23 protein-coding genes are annotated in these 24,186 nt (G+C 62.5%); all 23 read right to left on the reverse strand.

Translation table 11 applies throughout. The features are described from left to right. Positions 1 to 26 precede the first annotated feature (26 nt). The gene (locus CFB47_RS39445; RefSeq protein ID WP_070162864.1) at positions 27 to 3,509 is read right to left on the reverse strand and encodes an LPD7 domain-containing protein; all 3,483 of its coding nucleotides are present in this window, start codon (positions 3,507 to 3,509) and stop codon (positions 27 to 29) included. Further along, positions 3,502 to 5,640, reverse strand: coding sequence for a type IV secretory system conjugative DNA transfer family protein (locus CFB47_RS39450; RefSeq protein ID WP_070162865.1), 2,139 nt, complete (start codon positions 5,638 to 5,640; stop codon positions 3,502 to 3,504). Before CFB47_RS39450 ends, CFB47_RS39445 begins: the two co-directional genes overlap by 8 nt. Continuing rightward, a complete protein-coding gene (locus tag CFB47_RS39455) occupies positions 5,637 to 6,314 on the reverse strand; it encodes a phospholipase D family protein (RefSeq protein ID WP_226206196.1) in 678 nt (225 codons plus the stop codon). Before CFB47_RS39455 ends, CFB47_RS39450 begins: the two co-directional genes overlap by 4 nt. Next, positions 6,311 to 6,751: a hypothetical protein gene (locus CFB47_RS39460; protein WP_070162866.1), complete on the reverse strand. Its 441-nt coding sequence runs from the start codon at positions 6,749 to 6,751 to the stop codon at positions 6,311 to 6,313. Before CFB47_RS39460 ends, CFB47_RS39455 begins: the two co-directional genes overlap by 4 nt. Further along, positions 6,748 to 7,875, reverse strand: coding sequence for an ATPase, T2SS/T4P/T4SS family (locus tag CFB47_RS39465; RefSeq protein WP_070162867.1), 1,128 nt, complete (start codon positions 7,873 to 7,875; stop codon positions 6,748 to 6,750). The genes CFB47_RS39460 and CFB47_RS39465 overlap by 4 nt, the downstream gene beginning before the upstream one ends. Next, the gene (virB10, locus tag CFB47_RS39470; protein ID WP_226206194.1) at positions 7,856 to 9,112 is read right to left on the reverse strand and encodes a type IV secretion system protein VirB10; all 1,257 of its coding nucleotides are present in this window, start codon (positions 9,110 to 9,112) and stop codon (positions 7,856 to 7,858) included. Before virB10 ends, CFB47_RS39465 begins: the two co-directional genes overlap by 20 nt. Then, on the reverse strand, positions 9,105 to 9,896 hold the full coding sequence (locus CFB47_RS39475; RefSeq protein ID WP_089464362.1) for a TrbG/VirB9 family P-type conjugative transfer protein: 792 nt from the start codon (positions 9,894 to 9,896) through the stop codon (positions 9,105 to 9,107). Before CFB47_RS39475 ends, virB10 begins: the two co-directional genes overlap by 8 nt. Positions 9,897 to 9,940: 44 nt before the next feature. After that, the gene (locus CFB47_RS39480; protein ID WP_174990679.1) at positions 9,941 to 10,678 is read right to left on the reverse strand and encodes a virB8 family protein; all 738 of its coding nucleotides are present in this window, start codon (positions 10,676 to 10,678) and stop codon (positions 9,941 to 9,943) included. Positions 10,679 to 11,050: 372 nt separating this feature from the next. Beyond that, entirely contained in the window at positions 11,051 to 11,365 is a 315-nt protein-coding gene (locus CFB47_RS39485) for a hypothetical protein (RefSeq protein ID WP_143330926.1), read from the reverse strand. A 51-nt stretch (positions 11,366 to 11,416) separates the two neighbouring features. Next, positions 11,417 to 12,343: a type IV secretion system protein gene (locus tag CFB47_RS39490; protein WP_089464365.1), complete on the reverse strand. Its 927-nt coding sequence runs from the start codon at positions 12,341 to 12,343 to the stop codon at positions 11,417 to 11,419. A 39-nt stretch (positions 12,344 to 12,382) separates the two neighbouring features. Next, the gene (locus CFB47_RS39495) at positions 12,383 to 13,138 is read right to left on the reverse strand and encodes a type IV secretion system protein (RefSeq protein ID WP_226206192.1); all 756 of its coding nucleotides are present in this window, start codon (positions 13,136 to 13,138) and stop codon (positions 12,383 to 12,385) included. Positions 13,139 to 13,155: 17 nt separating this feature from the next. Beyond that, on the reverse strand, positions 13,156 to 15,543 hold the full coding sequence (locus CFB47_RS39500) for a transporter (RefSeq protein ID WP_226206190.1): 2,388 nt from the start codon (positions 15,541 to 15,543) through the stop codon (positions 13,156 to 13,158). Positions 15,544 to 15,723: 180 nt separating this feature from the next. Then, a complete protein-coding gene (locus tag CFB47_RS39510) occupies positions 15,724 to 16,170 on the reverse strand; it encodes a VirB3 family type IV secretion system protein (RefSeq protein ID WP_089464368.1) in 447 nt (148 codons plus the stop codon). Positions 16,171 to 16,181: 11 nt separating this feature from the next. Then, a complete protein-coding gene (locus CFB47_RS39515; protein ID WP_089464369.1) occupies positions 16,182 to 16,505 on the reverse strand; it encodes a hypothetical protein in 324 nt (107 codons plus the stop codon). Beyond that, positions 16,505 to 17,233 carry a lytic transglycosylase domain-containing protein gene (locus tag CFB47_RS39520; RefSeq protein ID WP_306426911.1) on the reverse strand — a complete coding sequence of 243 codons (729 nt, stop codon included), beginning with the start codon at positions 17,231 to 17,233 and terminating at the stop codon, positions 16,505 to 16,507. Before CFB47_RS39520 ends, CFB47_RS39515 begins: the two co-directional genes overlap by 1 nt. Continuing rightward, positions 17,230 to 17,868, reverse strand: coding sequence for a hypothetical protein (locus CFB47_RS39525; RefSeq protein ID WP_174990680.1), 639 nt, complete (start codon positions 17,866 to 17,868; stop codon positions 17,230 to 17,232). The genes CFB47_RS39520 and CFB47_RS39525 overlap by 4 nt, the downstream gene beginning before the upstream one ends. After that, entirely contained in the window at positions 17,865 to 18,137 is a 273-nt protein-coding gene (locus CFB47_RS39530) for a DUF3717 domain-containing protein (RefSeq protein ID WP_226206230.1), read from the reverse strand. The genes CFB47_RS39525 and CFB47_RS39530 overlap by 4 nt, the downstream gene beginning before the upstream one ends. Before the next feature lie 61 nt (positions 18,138 to 18,198). After that, positions 18,199 to 18,837, reverse strand: a complete 639-nt coding sequence (locus tag CFB47_RS39535; protein WP_089464371.1) for an NYN domain-containing protein — start codon at positions 18,835 to 18,837, stop codon at positions 18,199 to 18,201. Positions 18,838 to 18,852: 15 nt separating this feature from the next. Continuing rightward, the gene (locus CFB47_RS39540) at positions 18,853 to 20,001 is read right to left on the reverse strand and encodes a CAP domain-containing protein (RefSeq protein ID WP_089464372.1); all 1,149 of its coding nucleotides are present in this window, start codon (positions 19,999 to 20,001) and stop codon (positions 18,853 to 18,855) included. A gap of 732 nt (positions 20,002 to 20,733) precedes the next feature. Further along, entirely contained in the window at positions 20,734 to 22,032 is a 1,299-nt protein-coding gene (pilV, locus tag CFB47_RS39545) for a shufflon system plasmid conjugative transfer pilus tip adhesin PilV (RefSeq protein WP_143330928.1), read from the reverse strand. Between the two features lie 116 nt (positions 22,033 to 22,148). After that, on the reverse strand, positions 22,149 to 22,619 hold the full coding sequence (locus CFB47_RS39550; protein ID WP_089464374.1) for a hypothetical protein: 471 nt from the start codon (positions 22,617 to 22,619) through the stop codon (positions 22,149 to 22,151). A gap of 1 nt (position 22,620) precedes the next feature. Next, positions 22,621 to 23,628 (reverse strand): ATPase, T2SS/T4P/T4SS family, encoded by a 1,008-nt coding sequence (locus CFB47_RS39555; protein ID WP_174990732.1) that lies wholly within the window; start codon positions 23,626 to 23,628, stop codon positions 22,621 to 22,623. A 28-nt stretch (positions 23,629 to 23,656) separates the two neighbouring features. Further along, on the reverse strand, positions 23,657 to 24,151 hold the full coding sequence (locus CFB47_RS39560) for a type 4 pilus major pilin (protein ID WP_089464376.1): 495 nt from the start codon (positions 24,149 to 24,151) through the stop codon (positions 23,657 to 23,659). Between the last annotated feature and the right edge of the window lie 35 nt (positions 24,152 to 24,186).

Below are 24,186 nucleotides of genomic sequence, written 5' to 3' on the forward strand. Positions count from 1 at the left end.
AGACTGGATCCTTTGCGGCGGGCCACTTACACCCCCATCTTCGGTGAAGGCGCAGGCGTCGCCGGCGCCGGCGTGGGGGCCGGTGCCGTCCACTCAGCCTTCTGCGTCTTGAATCGGGCGTCGATCGCTTCCAGCGCTTGCTGCGGCGTCAATTCGCCGCGTTCGACGCGCTGCTGGATCTCGATCGCCGATTGCATGCGGGCATTGAACCGGTTCATCACTTCCGCACGTGTCCGCGCCGGGTAACTCGCCAAGGCTTTTTCCGCGAGGCCGCGCAATTCCGCGACCGTTTGGGGCGGCGCCTGGACGGCGGCCGGTGTGCTCTCGGCGGATGGGGTCGCCGCAACCGTCGCGGTCGTCGACGGTTGCGTTGCGGGCTGCGGATCAGTCTTCGCTGCCGGTGAAGGCGGTTGCGTTGTCGGCGCTGGCGCGCTCGAATCCGCCGCTGCGGTCGGCTTCGCGACCGCCGGCTCACCGCCCCCGTCTGGCGACTGGCCCTTGCGGATGGTCAGGGCCTCCCGCTGCCGATCGCGCTCGCGCGTGGCCGCCTCGAGCAACGCGCGATCCGCTTCACTCGGCTTGAAATTTGTAACTTCGACCCCCGCAAGGCTGGCCTCGAGCCACGCGTTGCGCCGGAACGTCGCACTGCCCGTTACCGCGATCGACGTAAAGTTCTTCACGACGGCGACGGAGATCATGTCCGCGATCGTCTCTCGGTCGTTCGCGTGCGACGTGAGCCGGGGCCCCTTGTCTTCGAAATGCGGCTTGGTCTGCTCTGGTGCGCCCGGATTTTTCAGGTCCGGTTTCCAGAATTTCCCGTCTTTCACCACGTACCGTGCCGCAATGTCGGCCGGGACGTCGTAGCCGCTCGCTTTCAGCACTGGCTTACGATCGACGCCGTCGCCGATTTCGATCACGTTCGGCGTCGCGTCGGGTTTGGACGCTGTCTGCGGCTTCGCGGTTTCACCCGGTGTCGACGTCACCGTTGGTTTTACCTTCGCCGGCTTCGATTGCAACTGCTCGTTGACCTGCTCGACCTTGCGCTGTGCCTCGGTCGAGACGGTCTGCTGGCGCGCTTGGGCGGCCGAGAGCTGCTCGCGCACCGCGGCGCTATCGGCAACCCGCGATTGTCCGACCCGCGCCAGCGCGGCATCGGCAATCCGATCGCCGCTCGGACGCACCGCATCGTTCGCCGGATGCTTGGCGTCCCCCTCGTTGGCAGGCTTGCCGACCTTCACCGTGCTGCCATGTACCGGCGTGTCGCCCACGGTCTGCTTTGGCGCACGCGCCGGCTGCTCGATCGCCTGCTTGCCGAGCGTCCAGCCGGACACGTGCGCGGCCGCGACGGTCGTGTTGACGAACGGTTGATCGACAATCTTTCGCGCCCCATCGTAATGACCGAGTGTGCGAGCCACGTTTTCAACCGATTGCCGCATGGCGTCGGTCACCGCATGCGCGGATGCCCACTTTACCCACGCGATCGTCTGCTCGCGAACGTGATCAGGAATCTTCACGCCACGGGCGACCGTATTGCGCAGCGCGTCGTCAACGGTACCGACCATCTCCGAGAACGGACGCTGAGCATCCACCGTGACTCCCAGGGCCCGAAACATCGGGGCGAATCGCTCGGCACTCGCTGCGTTCGCAGGGCCGATCGCCGGATCGTGCTCGACTACCGTGCGGGTCCGGCCGACGTGATACGCGTCGGCCAACACGGGATTCTGGAATGGATTCTCTGCGCGCCCAGCGTCGCGGTCATCGTAGCGCCCGAGCGCCTGCGCGACGCGCGCGGCTGCATCCTGCACCGCCGGGTCCGGATTCTGGCTAACCCACTCCAGCCAGTCCACGATCTGCTCGCTGGCGCCGTCCGGCAGGTCACTGTTCATCCGAGCGGACATCCGGATCCGCATCGCGACCGTGTCGAGCGACGTCGAAAGCGGCACCGGCAGCGTACTGTCGAGATCCAGCGACTCAAACAGTTCAACGGTACCCGCGAACGGATAGGATTCGATATCGCGCGGCTGCGTCCATGCTGCTGGCATCTGCCCGGGCTCTCCGACCTGCGGCTCGACATGGCCCTTGTGCAAGTCGGCGGCCGGCAGCTCAACTGCGCCGCCGATCTCCGGCTCCTCCCCTGTGGCCTGGCGCCGGTCGTACGCTTGCTTCCAGTGTTCGAATTCCTCTTGCCCTTCGGACGACAACCGTGACGGAATGCCGAGCGACTGGCGCACATACAAGACGAGCTCCGATCGATCGGCCGCCGACTCAAGAAAGGCCAGTTCGCTATCGAGAGCACGCTCCACCTCTTTCGCGGTCTTGCCCTGCGCAAATTCCCCCTCGATACGGGCTGTCAAGCCTCGGCGATCCGCGACAGCGCGCCAGAATCCCATCTGGCTGTCCATCCAGTTCGACGATGCTTGCGGCTCGGGATCGCTTCCACCAGCCACATCCGCTTCCTGCGCGGCCGCGATATCGGCACGGTGATCGGCCTCCGTCGATGAAGGCGAGATTTCCGTGTCGCCACTCGTCACGTTCTGCGTCGCCCCGTTCGACGGGCCGACGTGCTCCACGGCGGGCGCGGTCGATACACCAACCTCTGCCTCCAGTGGTTGCTCCAGCTGAAATTGCTTACGGATCTTCGCGACGGCTGCGCCTGCCAACGGAGGCAGCCCCTCCGCAACGAAGCCGCTCCCGGTACGGATCGCTTCACCGACCGCGCGATCGCCGGCGGCCGCATTCCCCGTTCGTCTCCATGCATCACGATGCAGCGTTTCGACTTTCGCATCGAGCGCAAGCGTCGTGGTCACCTCCGAACCCTTCAGGTTCGTGGACGCGGCGATCGACTGCAGCGCCTCGCGAAACGCCCGCCCGATCTGTTCGTCGAGTGGTGCAGCGCCTGCGACCGGTACAGCGCCCGTCGCAACCGTCGATGGCACCTGCCCCCCCCTGTTCCATTTCTGCCAGAACGCCTCGCGCGCGGCGTTGAGTGCGGCCGCTTCGGGCGAATTGTCTTTCTCGACGAGAGCACGCAAATTCGCCTCGACCTCCTCGTGCGGTCTCCCCGAGCTCGCCGCGATATCCGTAGCGATTGCTTTGCGCCGCTCCGGATCATCGAGGTCCTTTAACGTGTACTGCGCTGCGCCTGCAGGTTTGTCGGCGATCCCGGCCGTGGCCGCGATCTCCGCATCGGCGGCAGGGGCACCGCGCGCCGGTGCAGTTCGTTTGCGGCTCGCTGGCTTTGCCGGATCGGCAGCAGGTGCAGCTTGACGCGGAAGCCAGTTCCCACCGCGGCGCGTCTTGAAGTTTCGAATGCTTCCGTTCACGCGCCCATCAAGCGTCAGCCGATATGATCCACTCGTCTTTCCGGGTGCGTCGCCTTCCACCGGCACGCGGTGAAATTCGCCGTCCGCGACCGGCGGCCCGCCCAACACCAGCCCGCGTTCCTTTGCTGCCGCCGCGAACTCGCGAATGATCGCGTCACGGTCGATCGTCGTCTTTTCATCAGCCATGGTGGTACAGAGCCTCCGTCGTCATATGGGTGCTGTTGTTCGCCGCGCTGGGTGCGGGCGGGTTCGTAGGAGTGGGCGCAGGTCTACCGACCGGCCAATCGCTCGGGTTCGTCGCCGACGTCAGAGGCGCGAACATCTCGCGCAGCTCGTCCGTGACCGTCTCGCCGAGATCGAACAGATCAGCAAGCGCAGCTTCGAATACCTTTGCCACGATCGGCGAGGCAGGCTGTTCGTCGTTGAGCGCGCGCAGGGCTTTCGCAGTCAGCGGCGCAGCGCCCGCCTGACGAGACGCGCGCACGGCCGCGGCGACCTTTGCCGAGCGCTCGGCATGAATCTTTGCGATGTCGAGGATTTCGATCCCCTCCGCACGCATTTGCCCCGACATCTGCGCAGCCTTCATCTCTTCTTCTGTCGGCATGCGATCGCCAAGCGCGGCCAGCATCGGGCATACGGACTTCAGGCGGTCGATGAATTGGGGGTCCTCGTAATACGTCGCCTTCTCGCATCGGATCGGCAGGCCCATGCCGAGAATGAACTCCTCATCTTGGTCCGCCTGCTCGAGCTCCTGCGCCATCATCAGCGCGCGCCGTTGATCCGACGTGCTCTCGCCCACTGACGTATTGCGGCCACGCTGTCGGCTCGAGGACTTCGACTTCTCGGTGAAGTAGCCGAGCGTCTCCGATACTTCCTTCGCGTCCTCGGTGTCTCGAGGCGGATAGATGATTTTGAGCGCGTGATTCGTGACCAGCGTCCGCATCCCGAGCTTGCCGTATGCGTCCTCGCCCTGAGATTTCGACTGCAGAATCGTGAGCAGACGGATGTTGTAACCAGCGATGAACGCATTGGCCTTATCCAGCACTTCAATCTTGCCGACCGAAGTCGCCTCGTCAAGAATCCCCAGGCACTGGTAACGCAGGCTCGCGTCGGCCTCCGGCAGAACCTCCAAGTTCTCCTCGATCCATTGCGTGAAGAACAGATTCGCGAGCAGCCCGGCGATCGCCATCTTGGCGGCCGGCAGTACCAGATAGATCGACATCGGCTGCCGACGTACCTGATCGACCTGAAAATCGCACCGACTCGTCGCGGCGTCGACGATCGGGTTCGCGAAGAGCATGAGCCCCGACGTGAAGGTCTTGGTGATGTTGAGCATCGTCTCGTCAGGCGACGCCATCAGCCGCCCGAGCGCGCCGAGGCAGTCACCTGACAGCGGTTCGCCGTTGACCTCGCGGTTCATCATGTCCGCAAGGTGATCTCGTAGCTTCACGTCCGGTCGGACCGGCACCGCCTCACGCAGCACCTGCCCAAAGGTGCAGTTTCCGGTCGTTTCCATCAGGTACAGCGCCACACCCAGGAACAAGTCAGCCGCGCTGTCATAGAAGAATTTGTTGCGCGCATCCGGCGTGTGATAGAGACGGGCCGCAATCATCTGCAGGCGACCGATCCGGATATGGGGCGCCAACTTCGCGATCTTCTCGAGCGGGTTCCAGCAGTGCGTGTAGCCGCCCTCGTCGAAAGGCGCCCAGCGGAACACCTGTTGGCCACATTGCTGCCGGTACTTCGACGTAATGTCGAAGCCCTCTCCCTTGATGTCGAGTTCGACGACCGAGTCCGGATAGGTGAGAAGGTTCGGGATCACAACCGCGACGCCCTTCTTGCTGCGAGTAGGCGCGGCCAACATCACAAACTGCTGGCCAGCGAAAGTAAGGTACTTGCCCAGGTACTTGCCAACGATGATGGATGGATAGCGACGCCGCCCGGGCTTTACTCGGCCCTCGGCCTCATCGAGCAAACCATACTTCCGAATCTCATGCACCCGCGCGAACCGCGCACTGCCGTGTAACTCTCGCTTCGGCCGGTTCACCAGAAGCGCGAGCACGACCACGAACAGCGGAACAGCCGGCAGAATGACCGACACGGTCGTCCCTGCGATCAGCGCTAAACGCACCTTGAAGACGTGGCCGTACGCTTGCCAGTAGTCAAGCAGCGTCCACACGCTGACAACCGACTCTGGCAGCTGCTCGATCTGCGCGAACAGGGTCGCGCCAGCATACTGGCCGGCAACCACCAACGCACCGAACGCGAGGAGGCCCGCGATGAGGCCCAGCAACTTGAACACAGTGGCCGCCTTCATACGCCGCCTCGTACAGAATAGGGCGTTCCGCGTGCCCAGCGGCTCTGCCAATGCGCAAGATAGGCCGCCGCGACGGTAGGGCAGTGCCACAGCACCATCACGTCTTCGCTATTGCGGCGGGCGGCTGCCGCACTGAAATTAAAGCTTCCGGTCTCGACTGTTTCACCGTCGATCGTCACCGTCTTGTCGTGATGGATCGCGTACGCCTCGATCGTTCGCACCGGGATTCCAGCGCGGACGAGCATGTTCAGCGCGGCCGCGCTCGCTCCGCGCCCCGGACCGGTCAGGTTCTGTCGTGCATCGACCGCAACTGCGACATCAACTCCGCGGCTTCTCGCATCGACCAAGGCCCGCGCGACTTCCCGCGACGTAAAGGCGTAGGCTGACACGCGAATTGACTGACGCGCGCTTGCGATCGCCTTGAGTACCAAGGCGATGCCGGAACCCTCCGGCGAAAATCCGATCTCGGGCTGGCAAACATCGGCCGACGACGACGCGTGGACAGCCTGGACGCCAAGACCCGACGTCACCCCACTGGCCCATGCACTCGCGGACTGCCACCACCGCGTCATGACACCGCGGGCAGGATTTGCGGCCCAGGCATGAGCACCTTCCGACGCGCATGCGATGAACACGGCCGCCACCGCCAGAATGTACTTAGGGCGTCGGCTCATCGCTTTCCACCCGTCACGGAGGATCCCGTCGGCGTGCCCTGCAGCGACATCGTCTTCATCCTTGCCCCCGCTACGCCTGCACACGCGAGATCCAGCGACCGTTCGACATCCCACACAAAGCGATCATCCATCGTGCCATCGCGAAAGCCTGCGACGGCGGCGATTGACGGGAAGGACACGACGACCGAGCCGCTCGGCAACCGTGACAACGTCGCGCGATCAACGAGGTAGAAATATCGCTGGAGAAACAGCCCCGGCAATTCGCCCATCAGCAACAGCTCTTCCTGGATTTCGTCGAGTCGCGCCTTGCAATCGCGTAGCGTATGAAACCCGACCGCTGCGGACCCACGAGCAAGCTTGCGCTGTACGTCGATGACATTCGCGAGCGCAATCTGCTCCTGTTGTCGCAGCGCGTCGATGTTGGTGTGATGTGTCATGCGAGCCCCCGCTGCAGCTTCCACTTCGTGACCGGGTCAAAGTAGATCTCTTTCAGGCATTTGTTCTCCATGAACAGCACCACATCGATCGTTGTTTTTACTTCACGCAGAATGTGCTCCCACGTCAGCGTTTGCCCGACCGCGCTCTGCTTGACGAGCGTCGCGATTCGAGCCATTGCCGAGATTGCATCGTTCGCATGGACCGTCGTAAGCCCGCCCTGGTGGCCCGTGTTCAGGAGCACCAGGTAGTCCCATGTCTCGTCTCCGCGCAGCTCCGCGAGATACACGCGATCGAATTTCATTCGCAGCGTGGACTTCACGATCCGCTTCGCCGGGAGCGCCTCGCTGTAGAACAGGTGAACGTGGTTCGGCTGCTTCGGCAGCGGAAGTTCATGGGTGTCTTCGATCGTGGCGACGCGAACTTGCGCCGGCACCAGGTCAGCCAACGACTTCATCAGAGTTGTCTTGCCCGACCCAGTGCCACCGACCAAGACGATGTTCAGGCGATTGAGCACTGCGAGCGTAAGAAACCGTTCGACGTCCCGCTGCGCGATCGCGTCGAGCATGTCGAGTTCGAACCGCTGAAGCGTTACGATCGCCGGCGCCGCGAGCTGACGCCGAACCTCCGAAACGTCGTCGGCACCACGAACACTCACGTCGCCCAGCGACAATGCACCAAGGTCGCGCTCGGCGACGTCTCGAAAGTTGGTCAGAAATCCTTTGCTGGTCAGCTCATTCACGGACCATCGCGTCGAGCTCGGTATCCGAATCGTCGTCGCAACCGTGTTGGGTTCACATGCAGGCGGGATCACCACCTGTCCACGCTCGCCATCGGGCAAGCGGACTGGCTTCTCCGGCTCCGACGTCGACAGGGGCGGCGTCGCCTTGCCGAAGATCGTCAGTGCATTGGCCAGTTTCACCAGCGTATCGAGTGACGCGTCAGGGATGATGTGTTGCACCCAGCCGTCACGGCTCTCCGTCCAGGCTTCGCCCGGTCTGTTGATTGCAACCTCGGTAACACCTGGACGCTTAATCAGGTCAGATATGCCCGTCGTTTCCAGCAGATTCCGGACCGTGACGCTCCCGTCATAGCCCCCTTGAAATTCATTGCTTGACAAGTTCATAGACATTCCCGAAGTCAACGTCGCGTGCGACAAAAATATTGAGCGCCGAGCCGTGAGCCGAATACGCGGTGGGCGGGATGTTGATCGTGTTGCGCAAAATTTCGGACGCGAACTGCTGCATCCCTGAACTCGTGTTGGAGAACTGGATCTGCGTGCCGCTGCCGTGTTGCGTCAGGTTGGACAGCGCCTGCCCGGCGTCGCCAATCACCGACAGCAAGATCGCACCGCCAAAGCGAGCCCAGAAGTGCGTGTCGACATCGGCGTCAATGCCGGTCGCACCGAGTGCGTTTGTCGCCGGCGAGTCGAGGGGGATCGTTACCCCCTTGGGGGTGTCGATCCGCGTCCACACCACGAAGATGCTGGCTTGCCCCTGAAGCACTGCCTTGCGCTGCTCGCCCGTCGCCTCGCTCCCGCGTTCGAGTAACAGTGTTTTTCCGTCGGCTGAATACACGTCCTCGCTCACATGGCAGGAGACCGCGCCCGGATACGTCGTGCTGATTTGCAACGCCTGACCGCACGGAATCAGCTTTCCACGTTTGAGCAACAGGCTGAGATTCGGCAGGAAGCTGGCTTTAACGCTCGACAGCCGCGAGGGCGCAAGGCTGTCGTCCAGGCCGTCGCGCGCGAAGCTGGTCGGCATCGCCGGCTGGTCACCAGCCTGCGCGTTGCGCTGGCGAGCCTGCAGCGCCGCCAAAGAATCAGCGCCATCCGATGAGCCGAGCTTCACCAGTACATCGCCTGATAGGCGTCGATCGGCTGGAGATTCCGGGGCCGATGCAGGCACACCCGATCGATCCGCCGCTGCGGCTCCCGGCGCGCCCCGGCCATTTGCCGGGGCGCCGCTGGCAGCTGCCGGCGCGGCACCACGTGCACCAGCCGGCTCCGGCAACCCCGACGAAGCAGCGTTCGCCGCTTCGGCAGCACTGGCCGCCTCGGTCGCCTCGACCTTCTTTTTGTAGCCAGACAGGTCGGGGTCCGCAGTCGCCTGTTTGACCGGCGCGTCGCGTGCAGCCTTCTTGTGTTCGAGATACGCATCGCCCGCCCGCTTCACGAATACGGCTGCGCTCCCCGTCACCAGGAGCAGGACGACCACGACGGCCAGCACAATCCAGACCCGCCGCACGTTTGTTTTGCGCTTACCACGTGCGAGTCCAGGAATGCCGCGCGGCTCCATTCCCGTCTCGGGCGGTCGGGCCGCCTCTGTCGGTTCGACAGTGTTCGGCGTCTGATCAGTCATGGGCACCGCCCTTCGTCATCCGGACCCACCCCGGCGTCGTAGTGCCCGTCCGATTGAATGTCCCGTCAGGGTTGTAGCCGTTGTTTCGGATTGCCAGCACCGCCTTCCCCAGCCGCAACACGAAGCCCGGTGCAAGGTGTTCAACAACGATCGTGTCGCCCTCGACGTGCCGATTCGTCGTCGCCTCCGAGCCGTCGGCCTGGACGCGGAAGATCTCCGGCGTCTGGCGAGTCGTGTCGTACTGGAAGTACGTGAAGCGGCCATCGTCCCAGAGAGCGGTCGGAGCGATCGACAGATCCCCCTTCATGTCAAAGTCTTCGTTGCGCCGATCCGCAAGGTCGCCATCAGCGTTGCTCATCGCTTTCACGCGGTCCGCCTTCTCCTTCGCTTCCCGCGCGGCTTTTGCGCGCGTGTCCGGATAGTCGAACGACAGCGCCCACGTCGGCGTATCTGCCTTGCCGGCCGTCTCCAATCCGAAGACATAGCGCCGGCGATTCGTCACAACGAGCAGGTTCGTATCCGGGTTCCTCTCTTGCGCTTTCAGCATGAACCAGTTGCCCTTGGCGCCGATCGTCCAACCTTTCGCGTCGCCGGTACCGAGCCCGGATTCGGGGCCCTCAACTACTTCACCGGGCTCGAACTGGATCACAGTCGCCTGTCCGATCCGGAACGGTATGCGGTAAACCGCATTCGGGTCGTAGGTTGCACAACGCACATGTGCGTCGGTGTCACAAGCAGGCGGAGTTACAAACGCGCTTGCGGAGCAGGATGCCGCTCCCAACATGAGTACAGACACCGCACGCGTTATCGCCAGAGTTCGAACACGCTTCACGATGCCCCCTTCGCGCCGAGCGCTGGCACCACCGGCATCGCGTCTGAGCGCGTCCAGTCGCGATCGACGTTGTAGCTTGTGACGCGGAAGCCGGTCGGGTCGCGCTCGAGCTCCATCCCCGACTCGGGCAGGTTGTCGTGGCGGTACGAAATCGTGGCGACCCAGTATTCGGTTTTTTGCGGCCGCATACCGTTTTGGGAGTCCTGCACGGTCGACATGGGTTTGATCGTCTTCGAAAAGAACACCTGTGCGGTCGAACCAACGAATGTGATTGCGCCAACCTTCGCTACCACGCGCACCTGGTTCTTCAGGATCTTCTGCGGCGCCGTATCCTTCTGGAACAGCGCGACATAGTTCTCCTGCTCCTTGTCGGCTGTCATCAGCTTGACGGTGTCGTACATGTCCTGAATCGTTTCCCAGTCGTAGCTCTCTCGCATTTCGACGTACCGGCGTAGGTCGGCGCGATCCTGAACCTCAGTGAACGGCATCTCGCCGTTGCGGATCACGCCGATCACGTCCGTTGTTCCGCTGGTATCGTTGGTCCGGATCAGCGCGGGTGGGTTCGGCCTCTTTAGTTGTACTAATGCCCCACCACCCAAAAGGCCGAATAGCCCGATCAGACCGCCCCCCACCGCAACTCGGATTGCAAATTTCGTCGTCTGCTTGAGTGCATCCTGCTTCGAGCGTTCAAACCCCAGGGCTTGCTCCAGGTACCACCGCGCGCCCTCGCTCAACCGAGACTTCGCCTCGCGTGCTGCCTCCTCCTGCGACGCAGCATTCGCCGGTGCGGATGGCCGTGACGTCTTGTGTTGCTTCCGCGCGGGAGTGGGAGACGGTGCCCGCTCCACAGCGGGAACAGCGCCGACTGCGCCGGCCACAATTACCGCCCCTCTCGGACTACCGAGGCCGCCGCCGGCCGTCCGCGAACTTCTTCCGAATCGAAACATCAATTCTCTCCTTCGAACACCGGCACACAGTTCACCGGTTCCCACGTTCCTTGCGGCTGCGGCAATTGCCGTGCCGTCCCGCAGCCGCACAACATCGCCGCAATCGCTACGACGCTGCCCCAGCGTGCCAATCGAAACCGTTTCATCACCACCACTCCGTCACGGCCTACGTGCCGTCGTCAAGTCGACATCCATCCCAAATGCCATGCGCTGACTGCATTTCAAAGCCGACCGCAGGAAATCACACTGCCGATCGGTGATCGTCGACACGTCGACCGGTCCCTCGTCACCTGTCTGCATCTCGGAAATCAGCTGCTTGAGCTCGTGCGTCGCGATCTTGTCGATCGACATCTGTTTGCCAAGCAGATGAAACATCCGGGTGTACACCAGCATGTCGTGCGAGCTGATCGTCACCCCCTCTTCGGGCACGTCGATTCCGATATGCGTAAGAATCTCGTGAGGGGTCAGTTTCATTCAGTGTCACCTTCCTAGGTAGTTGGCCCGAGCTCAGTACGGCACGCACAATCACGAAGCTGCAATTGAACCGCCCTGGCGACCGCCACGACCGCCACCACCACCGCCACGGCCGGCGAGACCGCGCGCGACCTGACTAATCTTGCCGACCATCGACGAGATGCCAACACCACCGCCGAGCTGCGATGCAAGCGACGGAAGATTCAGCGATACGACAATGAACACCACACCGCTCGCGAGAATCTTCGCGAGAGTCGCCCAGGTCAGGACGTAGTCGGTCAATGTAAAGCTCTGCGGCAGAACGCTCGTTGCATAGTTCACCTCGATCGCGCCGGCGGCGGCGTAGAGGGCAACGAGGATTCCAAAGTTCACGCACTGCCCAGCCCACGCGTCAAAGAATCGCCGCGTCGGCGGGAACAGCAGCGCAACAATGAACATCGGGCCGAGCGCGAGAAGCAGCCCGAGGGCGAACTTAGCCAAGATGATGTAGGCGGCTGCGATCCCGAGGAACAAAGTCCCGGTCAAGATCAACGCCATCGAGATGCCAGCCAATTCCAACGCGAGGCCGATATCCGTGACACCAATGTTTGCGTTCTGGAACGTGTTCTTGATGGCGTTGACGTACAGATTCAGCAGGTTGTCGAGCGCTTGCATCCCCGAGTTCCCATTCGTGAGCGCCTTTGCAATGTCGTCGCCGAAGCCATTGAAAAACGGGACCACGTACTGGCTGTAGTACGAGATGTTCATCCCCATCACCAGGATCGCGAACCAGCCACCACACTTCATCAGGAAGTCGACCACCGGCACGTCCTCTTGCCCTCGCCAGTACGACACCAGCACCAAAAGCACGTAGATGCCGAAGGCCGCCGACGCAAGCGGGCTGATCATCGAGATGATCTGGGAAGATCCCGAATTGATGGTTTGCAGCACCGAGTCGTCGAACGACTTCTGCATGTCGGTGAAAACCGTGATCGCCATCGCGCTCTCCCAATTCCCTTGTCCTTGCGGACGGTGTACTTACTCGTCCGCGTTCACGCGGGTTTGCATGTCCTTCGACGCCTGCCGCGCTGCGAACTTCTCTTCGATCTGCTGCAGCCGGTCCATCAATGCCAGTCGGGTTTGCTCGGTCTGGATCTGCGCGTTCTCGGCGAGGAAGCGGTTGGCGAGGTCGGCCTTCGCGGCCGGATCCTGCGTCATATCCGACTGCTGCATCAACGACTGGATGTTCTGCAAGCGCTTGATCACCGCGTCGTACGCTTGCTGTGCCATCGCTTTATTCGACGCGAGCGTCGTGTTGTAGCGGCTTGCGCCCGCCGTAAATCCCGTCGTCATGCCCTCCTGCCGAAGGATCTCGTTCGCGACGCCTGAGATACCGCCAAGGCGCCCGGCGTTCGCCATGTCGTAGACCGATTTCCATTCGTCCGGCAGGTAGTTGCGCAGCTCAGGGTTGTTGAAGATCAACCCCAATCCGCGATTGCCCTTGATCATCTGCACCTGCGTCACAATCTGGTCGTACTGCGCCTTCAGTTGCTGGACCGTCAGAATCGCCTGCGCGACTTGCGACATGTCGATGGTGGGAATGCCTTGCGCGTGCGACAGGGGGGCCGCCGCGAGTGCGATGCTGACAACGGCCGCCTGGATGATCCTTCGATACGTTTTCATGGTTGCTCCGCTTTCGATTTGATTGGTTGATTGACCCGAGACGCGATACCAGGTCTGCGCCCCGACCGCCCCGCGCGGTCCACTACTCGCTGCTCTTTCCACCGTCGTCATCTCGGCCGGGTCACCCGCTAGGCCAGTTCGCCGGCCGTTACGGGCCGCCGGTCCCGTTTGCCCTTTCGGCGCTGCTGGAACAGTTCCATCCGTCGCTCCGGATCGCCATCCGCCTCGAGGCCGGCTTCTTCCCAGATCGCGACGTTGTCCAGGCTCGCCGATAGCACCGCCAGTTCGTCGGTGAAACCCTGTTTGAGGTCGAGCATCGCGAACGCCGACTGGTTGCCCTGTTTGATCAGGAACTTGCGCGAGTCCTTTGTCAGCGCTTTAAACTCCTTGAACTCCCGGTCCGTCATCAGGGGCCCATATCCCTCGCGGGTCGCGCTCGGATTCGGTAGGTAGATCTTCGTCGCCGTCAGCTGCAGGATCGCGCCGAACAGCGGGCTCTTCAGCGCCTCATCAGGCGTCTGCGACACCAGCACCAGGAATTCGTCCGCACGGCGGCCGACACGCAACGAGCGCTCGATCATCTTGCATGTCGTGGGATACGACACCGGCAACCAGAACTCTTCAATGATCGTTGCCAGCAACCCACCCTTCAGCTGCATCAGGCTCTTCAGGTGCAGGAGGAAGGCCAGGATCGGTTCGGTTGGGGCGTAGTCCTTCTTGAGGATGTCGGTGGCATCGAATCCGATCCGCCGAAACTGGCTCATGTCGATCTCGGCGTCGGCGACGTTGTCAAGCGCCCAAGCGAAGCGGCCTCCCGTCGACGCGCACCACGGCATCAGGCGTCGCGCAAGGCAGTTCTCGCCGGTGTCGGCAATGTTCTCGAGCAGGCGCGAGAAGCGGCGATCGCGCACGTTAGGCAGCCGATAAATCGCATCGACCGCGTTCTTGATGTCGATCATGTCCTCGACCGACAGCTTGCCGTCATGATCGCGACCGCAGGACCCGACCAGGTCGTAGAGGAACTCTCGATTGCGCGGTGTGTCTGCCAGCGCGAACGGCGCCAGCTGTGTCCACTCGCCCGCCTTCAGGGCGAAATAAGTACCGCCGAGCTCCTCGATGAAGATCTGCATACTGCGATCCATATCGATCGCGAAGATCTTCGGGTCGAACCGCTCGAGAAAACCGATCAATGCCAGCTGCAGGGTCGTCTTGCCGGCGCCGGTGTCGCCGAGCATCAAGGCGTGGCCTGCGAGCTTTTCTCCGGTGTTGTCTTCGTCCACACGAGACGCGTGGAAGTTGAAGCTGTACAGGCCCTTCGATACCGTCTGCAGTGGCATGACCGCCGAACCGTCGCCGATCGGATTGCCTCGCGATTTGCCGGCGGAATAGTTGTGCATCGAGAAGGCGGCCGCCAGGCTGCGAGTCGATTTAGGCATCGGCCGCGGCTTGTGTTTCGCGCCAGGCACCTGGCTGATGAAGGTCATCGGGGCCGACAGCGACGCCTTGACCCACCGAAAGCCGCACTCGTTGAGCGATTTGCTCGTTACGAACACGCCGTTGTCGATTGCCTGCTTGTCGGTGTCGCCGTAAACGACGAGTGCACCGTGGTACTCGCCGAATGCGAGATCGCGGCCGGCGACGAGTGCCTTTGCCTCCTTGAGCTCCTCCAGCTGGTGCGTTGCCTTGTCCTCGACTGAACGAAGCTTGTTTTCCTGGTCCTCGATCGCAAACATCGCGTCATAGTTACCCATGCCGATAAACGAATGGGTCAACGTGAATTCGGCGGGCAATGTGAGCAGCGGATTCAGCTGACCCCACCCCGATTTCGGGAAATCCTTCAAGTCGTAGCAGACCGCGAACCGCGTGCGATGGTCAGCACGCGTTTCCAGAACGTCGTAATGGAAGTGTTGCCAGGCGGAAGGGATCAGCTCGCTACCGAGCGCAGACGTGACCGGGACAACCTCGTCGACGCCATTGAGGAGCTCCGCGATGAACTGATACGGCTCGGAGAACAGAATATTGTTGTGCTCGAAGACGCGCAGCACCTGCGGATCGTACGCTGTCAGGCTCTTGTCGATAGTCTCGGCGAGCTCGTGAAGCTCCGTGACGAGTTCGTCAAGCGCCTCCCCCTTCAACACGATGGTCAGGTAAAAGCTGTTCTCAAAGAAATCGCCATTTTCAAATCGGCGCAGATATTTCGCGGCGAAGCGGCGCATGAACCGAGACTGAAAGCGATACTCGCTGTCAAAGCGTACCCGGCGGCGATTCAGGGTCAACCACATGCCAAGCCGGTTGCCCTTATCCATCACGAGCGACGCTTTGAAGCGATTCAGCGCCTCGAACTGGGTCTCGATTTCGCTCGTCGACACGGACTCGAACGGAATGCCCGACAGGCGTACCGCGAGCATTGCGCGGCCGTCCTCGAAGCTTGTGACGAACTCCGAAACCGGCCGGCCGATCTTCGGCAACAGGTCCTCGAGCGCCGGCTGGCGAATCAGTACGTCGCTGACGATCACTGTACGCTCCCTGTCGGCGTCGTACGACGCAGGACCTTCTCCCACAACACGGTTTTGCCGGCACCGACTTCGCCCTGCACGATCGTATGACCGATCGTCCTGTCGATCCTCGCACTGGTATTGGACAAGCCTTGCTCGGCCTGGTGCAAGTCGAGGGCGCCGTACGGTCTACGCACCGACTTATGCGACGATTTCATGTTGCTCCTCCAGACGCCGTTGGGCGAGTTCCGCCCGAAAACGCGCAATGAACTGTTCGGACATCTCCGCCGACGCCGTGCGCTCAAGCATCCTTCGGACATTCTTGTAGGTGCGGCCGTATCTCATCGGCGCGAGTGTGTAGGTCCGACCGAACAGGTTTGCGTTCGCCCGCGCAAACACGCAGCGCAGTTCAAAACCGAGGATTCTTAAGGCCTGGTCGTCCGTCTCGCTGACCTTCTTAAAGAACATCAGAACGGCTGCACCCGGGATCACTAGCAGCGCACCACCCGGCCCGAGCGTCAAAAGCGCGATGAGGCCCACCATCAGCGATGCGCAGAACACCACTAGCCCAGGGATCAGCGGGATGCCCCAAATCATCGCGGTCCGGTTCAGCGCCGCATACGACGGGTACAAGGTGCGCTCTTCCATGTCGCCCCCTTTCAGTTCGCGCCGAGTGCGAACAGATACCCGGCGAGGACGACACCCGCGCCAGTTACAAATACCTTAATGAACGCGGTACCGAAGTCGTGCACCCAGTCCTGCTTATGCTGAAAACATTGAATGCCTACATAAAGCAGGTAGCAGGCCGCCAGGATCCCGGTGCACGAATACAGCCAGACTTGAAACGTCGAGAGTCCTGACTTGCCCGCATCGAGCCCGCCCGCCTGGGCCACGCCCGCGGTCATCATCAACGCCAAGACGAGCAGCCGCTGCGTCCGTCGATTCGAACTACCGTTCCCGAAGAAATTCACGTTTGCTTTCATTACTGGTTCTCCCTCGTTTGACCAAAATCCCCGAATACATCCCATCCCGAGCGCGGTTTCGCACTCGGCGCTTGTTCCTGCTGCTGCTGCACCTTCGCCTTGCCCTTTCCGGACGGCTTCGCCGGCTCGGCGTCCTCCCGTACGACCCGTATCGGCGGCACCGTCGTCTGCGGATTCGGCGCCGGTGCCTGTTCAGTTGTCGGCTGTGCCAATGCGACGCGCATGATTCCGCCGGTGGTTGATGTGGTATCTGCCGGCCGTGCAGCCACTACGCGCGTCACATAACTCTTTCCATCGTTCTCCCGCTTGAATCCACGTTGCTCGTTCCCGCTGTAGTAGCAGCTCAGCGCACGGCGCAGCGCAACTTGGCCAGGCCCGGCGCGCAGCGCCGCGCGCGTGTAGCAATCGGTCAGGATCTCGCTGCCGGCGCGCAGGTTCGCGCAAGGATCGAACACCCCTCCATTCAGGAGCTTGTAGCGCGCGAAGTGCGCGCGGTTCACCTGCGCAAGCCCCGCGCTGTAGTTCCAGCCGCCAGCCTCAAGGGCCGCGACCGTCGATACCGCCTCCTCTCGCGTCCGCGGTTGCCGAACTAGGTGGCCACCAACGACACCAATTGCATACGGGTTGAGGGCTGACTCGGTATGAACGACCGCCTGCATCGTCGTGGGATGGACGGACGGCGCGCACTGTTGCACGAGCATCGAAAGGTCGATTGGCAGCATGGTCATCCCCCGCGCGGGCCGCTCCAGCCATAGCCCTGATTCTGGTTCTGGCGCTTTTCCCACTCGCGTTGAAATTCCTCAGCAGCCTTGGACGGGTCGTAGGGTTTTTGCGTCGAACCGTTTCCGTAGTACTCGCTGATCGTGCGCGTGTTCCCATAGCGCCCAAGCGGGCCGTACCCGTTGTCCACACCCCACCAGACCCGTGTGTACATCTGGCCGTCGATCTTGACGTCGATCACCCCCGATGCATGGCAGACGAGCCGAGGGAAGTCGTTGCCCTCCCAGCTGAGCAGGTCCTTTCGGCAGTAGCCCGGCCCGGCAAAGGTGTGCTGCGCACCGGTGCCCTTACCGACGTTGAACGCGTCGAGCGGAATCGCTTTGCGAACCGCCTCCGGAATGAGGTCGAGCCGAACTCGGAAATTGCAGATCGGGAACGGATCGCCATGCCAAAGTGCGTCCCAAAGCTTCTCGATCGGTGGTACGCAGGCCGCTTCGGTCTCGGGCCCACGTGGATCAGCCAAGCACAACAGCACCTGGCAGCCCCAGTCGTCATCCGCATATGCGGCACTCGCCGGCAGCAACATCAGCAGCGGTGCAGCGAGGGTGGCCGCGCGTCGTGCGATTGAAGGAAACCGTGTCATTCCTGAGCGCTCCCTGAAACATGCAGCGCGAAGCGCGCGGATTCCGGAATCGCGCTCAGAGGCACCGCATGTTGGCGTTTCGTGACCATGCTTCGATACAGCACCTCCAGATGCGCACGCTGGGTCTCGTGCGCGTCGAAAGCGTCGCCATAGTTCCCGACGTCGAGCGGCCGCCGGCGCAGGCGGTTGATGGCAACCTCCAGTTGCGTAATCGTGACCGGAGGAATGGCAACCTCCGGAGCGGGCAAATCTTCCGCCAGCGGCAACATATTCACTTTAGGACTCCTTTTCATAAGCATCGCGTTGCGAGCGATGGCACCACGCGGCCGGTTAGACCGTCGATTCCAGCATGTCTAGCGGCAGCCGCTCCGCCTCTCGTGCGTACTGCCGAACCATCTTGCCGCCGACAATGAATTGCCCCGACTTCACGCGTGTGATCGCTCGGTAATGCGGGTCAAGAAGGCGAATCGTCATCCGGCCGGTGGACAGGTCTGCCTGGTCCACCAGCCGTGACGACAGTTGCTCCCTCCACGACCACAACTCGACTCGCCACCCAAGCCGGAGCGCACGCGCGATCTGCTCGATGAAGCTTGTCCCGAACTCACTCGCGTTGCCGTCCCCGGTCACGAGCACCAACGTCTGCGGGGCCGGGTGGTCAAGCAGCGCATTTGCGATCTTGAGCTGAACCAGTTCATCGACACCACGCTCGCGCGGCCTAGCGTTCGGCGCGATGAACAGGTCAGTGTCGTACCCGAATGCGCGCGCGCCGTCCCAGGCCGCCCTCAAATTCGGCGGGCCCGAGCCGATCATCACGCGGGTGCCGACCGGCTCGTCGCCATGCAACAGTACGAACAGGTTCGCGTACGCGAGCCGCACGGCGAGCGGTGCGGCCGCCGGCTCGTACGCCCCGGCCGCCCGCTGCGCCCCAATGAACAGGTTCGAGTTGTCGATGAAAACGTGCCGGGTCATCGCAGGCTCCCGTGCTTACTTTGCGCCGGTAGTAAAGGTCCGCGTCACCGAAACCGCAACACCGTCTCGGGCGCCAGAGAACGTCACGGTGTACGTCGTGTTCGGCTTGAGCGGCGAGAGCGGCAGCAAGAACGCGACGCCCGCGAACAGGATGTTGTTCGAATCGGCTGTCACCTTCGCGGTCGATCCGGCAACAGCCGATTGCGGAACAAGGATCCGCGCTGCGACAGCGCCGCCCGTCGAGTCGACCAGTTGAAAGCTCGAGACGGTCAGCGTATTGCCGGTTGCAGCATTGACCCGCACCATGATCGGTCGCCCCGGTGCGCTCAGGTCCGGCGCAGGGTTCGGCGTCTCCGTAACCATCGTCGTCGAGACGCCCGTTTCGCCGTCATACGGCGAGCTGACAACCAGGTTGGTCGCGAATTGCTGCCCGCCCGATGCAGGGGAAGCATTCACGTCGGTCGGATTGTTCGGATCGGGATTGCGCGCGACGCCCGTCGACGTGCCCAAATCGAACACGCATACTGAGCCCACGCCCGGCGTCGTTGCTGTCGGCGTCGTCGAGGCCACGCCGACGCCGACCGATTCCGTATTCGAAGTGACGCCCTGCAGGTGATACACCGTCGCGAGCAGCTGGTTGACGCAGTCTGCGCCCGGCGTACCGGGCGGGGTCGCTGCAAACGCGCTACCGATGTTTTCGCCCACCCACTGGTTCTTCGGTGCCCCAGCCGCTTGTGCACGCTGCAGCGGCCAGCTGCCGGTAAAGCCGGGCAGCGATGAGCTCTCGTCGTGCGCCAGTCCGGAGATTGCGCCGCTCCCGAGGTTCGTCAGCTCGTACTTCGCATGCGCGAGTGCAGCGATGTCGAGGACCGCATCCTGCCGCAGCAATCCGACGCCCAGTGCCTGGCGATACGCGTTGAGGGTGGCGAATGCCTGGGCTTCCGCCGACGCCGCCCCGTACGTCGGGTTCGGTACCGAAGTCTGCGGCGGCAACGCGGCCGACGCCGATCCACCGTTCGTCGACCCCGAACCCGCGCCGTTACCAGCCCCCGGATTCGACGTCCCCGTCGACGCGCTACCACCGTCGCCACCACCGCCACAGGCGGCGAGCATCGCGGCAACCACAACAGCAGCAAAACGGCCCTTCGAATGCTTGATCATCATGATTCTTATCTTCCCGTTATAAATGGTTTTTCACGCACTACGGTTGCACTTCAAAGTTCCACCAGCTCACTCAAACAACAATTCAAGGCACATACGTATTGTTTCCGCACTGGCTTCCGTCACTCACGACACCGTATGCGGTAGGCGAAGTTGCATACGGGGGAGACGGCACCTGATCGCCTTGCGGACCGTTCTCCCCGTTGAATGCATGCGACGGTCCATAACAAATAATGTCCGCCGCGAACACCGGCATTCCGGACGGCCCCACTACGCCCGGCACGTGCCAAGCCTTCGTGGGTCCCTGAAGCAGAAGTCCGGCACTCCCGACCAACGTGGACCACGTCTGTGATCCATCCGTGCATACGTGGCGGGTCGCGGTGACCGTGCCCTCGGCGTACCAGTTCGAGCCGTAGTACTGCGCCCACGCGATCAACATCCCCATGACCCCCTGATCCGAGCACGTCGTCGCCGGCGGCTGCGTTACTGGCGGCGGCGGCGGCGGCTGGCAGCCGGGATTCGTCCATCTCGAGCCCACCCACCGCGGCGCCGACGTCTGTGTGTAGCCGGGCGGACACATCGGCGGTGCAACGCGGTCATGCCAGATCGGTGTCAGACACGTGTTGTCCTGATACCCCGACGAGCATCGCGCCGGCGCTGCATGGACCGGTGATGCAAACACGATCGCCACCAGCACACCAACCCCTCCCAAGCCCTTCGTCATCGCTCTCGCCCTCAATATGAGCAGTAGGTCGCGGCAATTCCCTGCGCACCTGGAATCCCGTTCCCGTTTCCGTCAGTCAGGTGGACCTGCCACCCGTTACCTGTCCATGTCGCCGGTCCCGTATTCACCGCGGTGGTGTCGTTCACCACGAAGTTTTGCGGTGTCACCTGAATCTGCATTGACCCACCGTTCGGGCAGGTCGGCTGCGGTACCCACCACGCGTCGTAAACCGTGTAGTAGCCGTACCGCAGCCAGCGGCCACCGATCGGCATCCAAGTGTGGAACTGGCATGACAAGATTTGCCCTGACCCGTCTGCATTGCCGGCTATCTTTCCGTTCGTCGGGCAGTAGGTGCCCGGCGTGGCGATATTTCCGGCTTGAAGCGTGCCTTCAACGTCGAGCGACCCGTTACCTTTCGCCCCTGATACACGGATATTTCCATCCGCGTTGTTTTGGAATCGCGCATTAAAGTCTTGCGCGCCCTGCCCGCCGAGGTGGAAATCGATATAGGGCGCTTGCCCCGGATTATTCCCAGCCATGTCCCCCAGTTCGATCGCGCCTCCTTGATCGCCCTTCATTCCCGCGCCGTTCGCAAGCCTGAACGTGTTCGCGTTCGCGGTGTTCACACCGTTGATGTCGTGCGCGACGCCTTGCGTGTCCGTCAATCCCAAATCCGTCTGCATGTTGTTGAGTTCCGGTCGATTCGGCATCGGGACGCGATACAGGAAGCCGTTGTCGCTCGGAGCGTCAGCGACCCCAACCAGCATCGCGAGGTGGCCGCTGCCAGGATTCGCATAGCTCACCAGACTTTGGCGAAACGAACCGCCCGCCCCTACGGCGATCGTCGGCTGCAGCGTTGCGTCCCCGGCCTGGTTGGGATACGGAACAAAGCCCCCCAGGTTGCCGCGACCACTCGACTGCGCTGCTACCGTCGCCACATCTCGCGCCGGAATCGCTACCCCGCCCGACGAGAAAAGCATCGTCTGCAGTTGACCCGGTTGCGGTTGAAGCACCTGCGCGAACCACTGCTGCCGATACACATTTGTCGACGACACGCCCGCCACCAGATACCCGCCAGCCTGCAAATCATTCATCGACACGGTCACCGGTTGCGCTGCCGTCGCGGTTGCCGCCAGATCGGCGCCGTGGTCCTTCACGTAACGACCCATCGCACTCGCCACGACCTGTGCCTGGTTGCCCGCGCCTGCGACCTTGATGGCCGTGGCCGAGTGCTGCAGCCAGACTGTCAAACTGCCCGCCATCACGAGCCACATCAGCGCGCCGTACCACGTTCCGAGAACTGCCTGCACGATGCCCCCTTATGCCCGTGGCCCGGATACGTCCGGCACGCACACAAACAACTCCATTGCGATTAACGGCAGCCTGTCACCAACCTGAAGCCGCGCTTTCGCCCGCTTACAGACATTCATTTCGCCACCCGCGACTGATAGATCAACGTGCCAGCGGCGAACAGCGTCGGTACGGTGGTGGGCTGCCCGCCAACGAGTGGCTGCGCCGTCCCGGCCACTCTCACGGTCGACCACAGCGCGCTGCCGTTCAATCGGTCGAGCATCACACCGGCCACCCCCGGCAGCGTAGGCACGCCCGCATAGACGAGTCGTCCCGTTCCATCCGTCCGAGTCGCGCATGTCGCACCTGCCAAGGCCACCATCCCGGCAGGCCACGCCACTGCAATACCGTCGCTCGCGACGCCGATTTGAGCCTGCGCCGCCGCAACGCATGCCGCGGCAAACACCTCCGCCTGCAGCGCACGCATCTCCGCCGCGGCATCGGCCCTGCTATCCGGACCCAGCACTCGAAGCGTCTCGCGCTGTGCATTGACCGTAAGGCTGAACGCAACCGACAAGACAAGCAGCGGAATCAGTGCGTAGCCCATCTCAGAACGCCACCCCTGTCGACAAGTTGGCCATCACGCGTCGTTGATGGTCGACCTCGGTGCTCAGTTGTCGGAAGTCAACGCCGTGCAATTGCGAGCGAATGCCGGTTTCGTTGCGGGAACCGGTCAGGATCAGCGGCGACACACGAAGTTGCCGCGTGATTTCGCCCTCGCGGTGGGTCAGCACCATCTGCTGATGGATAACCGCAGCGAGACCGTTCGCGAACAATCCGCCGTCGAATCCCGCGTCGCGCACCATTCCCGACAACCGCTGCAACCCCGTGATCTGGTCGTTCGCGTGATAGCTCGCGCCCACCACTACGCCACTCGTCGCTGCCAACAGTGCTTGTGCAACAGCATCCGCATTGCGCAACTCACCGATCATCAACAGATTCGGGCCACCGCGCAGGCGTCGACGGATCTCATGCCCAAACTGCTCGTCTTCGTCGATCTCTTTCTGATACAACGTGCCCGTTACGCCGTCCTCGCCGGTGTAATCCCCCTCGAGCTCGATCTCAATCGGGTTCTCGACCGTGTAACCTGCACCACCATATGTCCGCATCATCGCAACGGTCCAAGCCGTCAGACCCACGGTCTTGCCGCTACTCGCGCCCCCCGTGAACAATACGAGCCCGCCCGTCCGGATCGCGGGGGCCAGCAATGCGCTTTCAACGCGTTGACCGTAGCCGAGCGTGTGAAACGGCAAGGCGTGCGGCAAATTTCGGCGGAGCACGTACATTTCACCCGCCTGTGTTTCGAACAACGCGCCGCGCATGCCAACACCATCCCACTTGATCCGAAACTCACGTTTCGAAACACTCGCCTCGATGTGCTGCCGAAGACGCGTCACCCCCTCAAGGGCCGACCCAGTGATTTCGTGGCGCAGCGGATCAAGTGCCCAAGTCTTGTACCAAGCACGTCCCGTCGCCTCGAGGTACAGGTCCGAGAACTCGAGATCGGCGAGCACGCCTTCGTGGCCAATCTCGATGTCGGCACGAACGGTTGACATAGCGGAGTCGCGAGTTGCGAACATGGCTTTATGAGAACGTGATCTGGAGTGACGTGTTGCCCTTGCAGGCTGCGCCAGCCGACACACCATCGGGCAACGCATCCTTCGTGAACGTCGTCGTGCCGATAACCAGCGAGTCGTAGTCCTGCAGCGTCGTCGCGAGCTTGCTGCACTCCTTTGTATCGGTGATACCAGCGAGCGTCACCGAACACTGAGCACCGTTGTTGACCGGCGCGAGGGTCACTGCACCGCCCCACCGATTCGTGAGTGCCCCCGCCCGCACCATGCCTGGCGGCACAATTCCGGCGGTGATCAATGCGGCTGTGTTGGCCGTCGTGCAGTTCGTGTAGCCGTTCGGCGTGTTACCGAGTTGCTGTCGCGCTTCGCCTTGAAAGAGCGTAATGTCGCTCGCCTGGTTTGAAACCTTCCCGCCGCTCTTCGATGCCACGATCACGCCGACGACCGCGGCGATCCCGAGCAGCATCATGATTCGCCCCCACCACGTTCCCAGTACCTCACCCATTTCGGCTCTCCTTGCAGTTGAGTTGCATGTTTCCC

Source organism: Burkholderia sp. AU27893 (assembly GCF_002223205.1).
GTDB lineage: Bacteria > Pseudomonadota > Gammaproteobacteria > Burkholderiales > Burkholderiaceae > Burkholderia.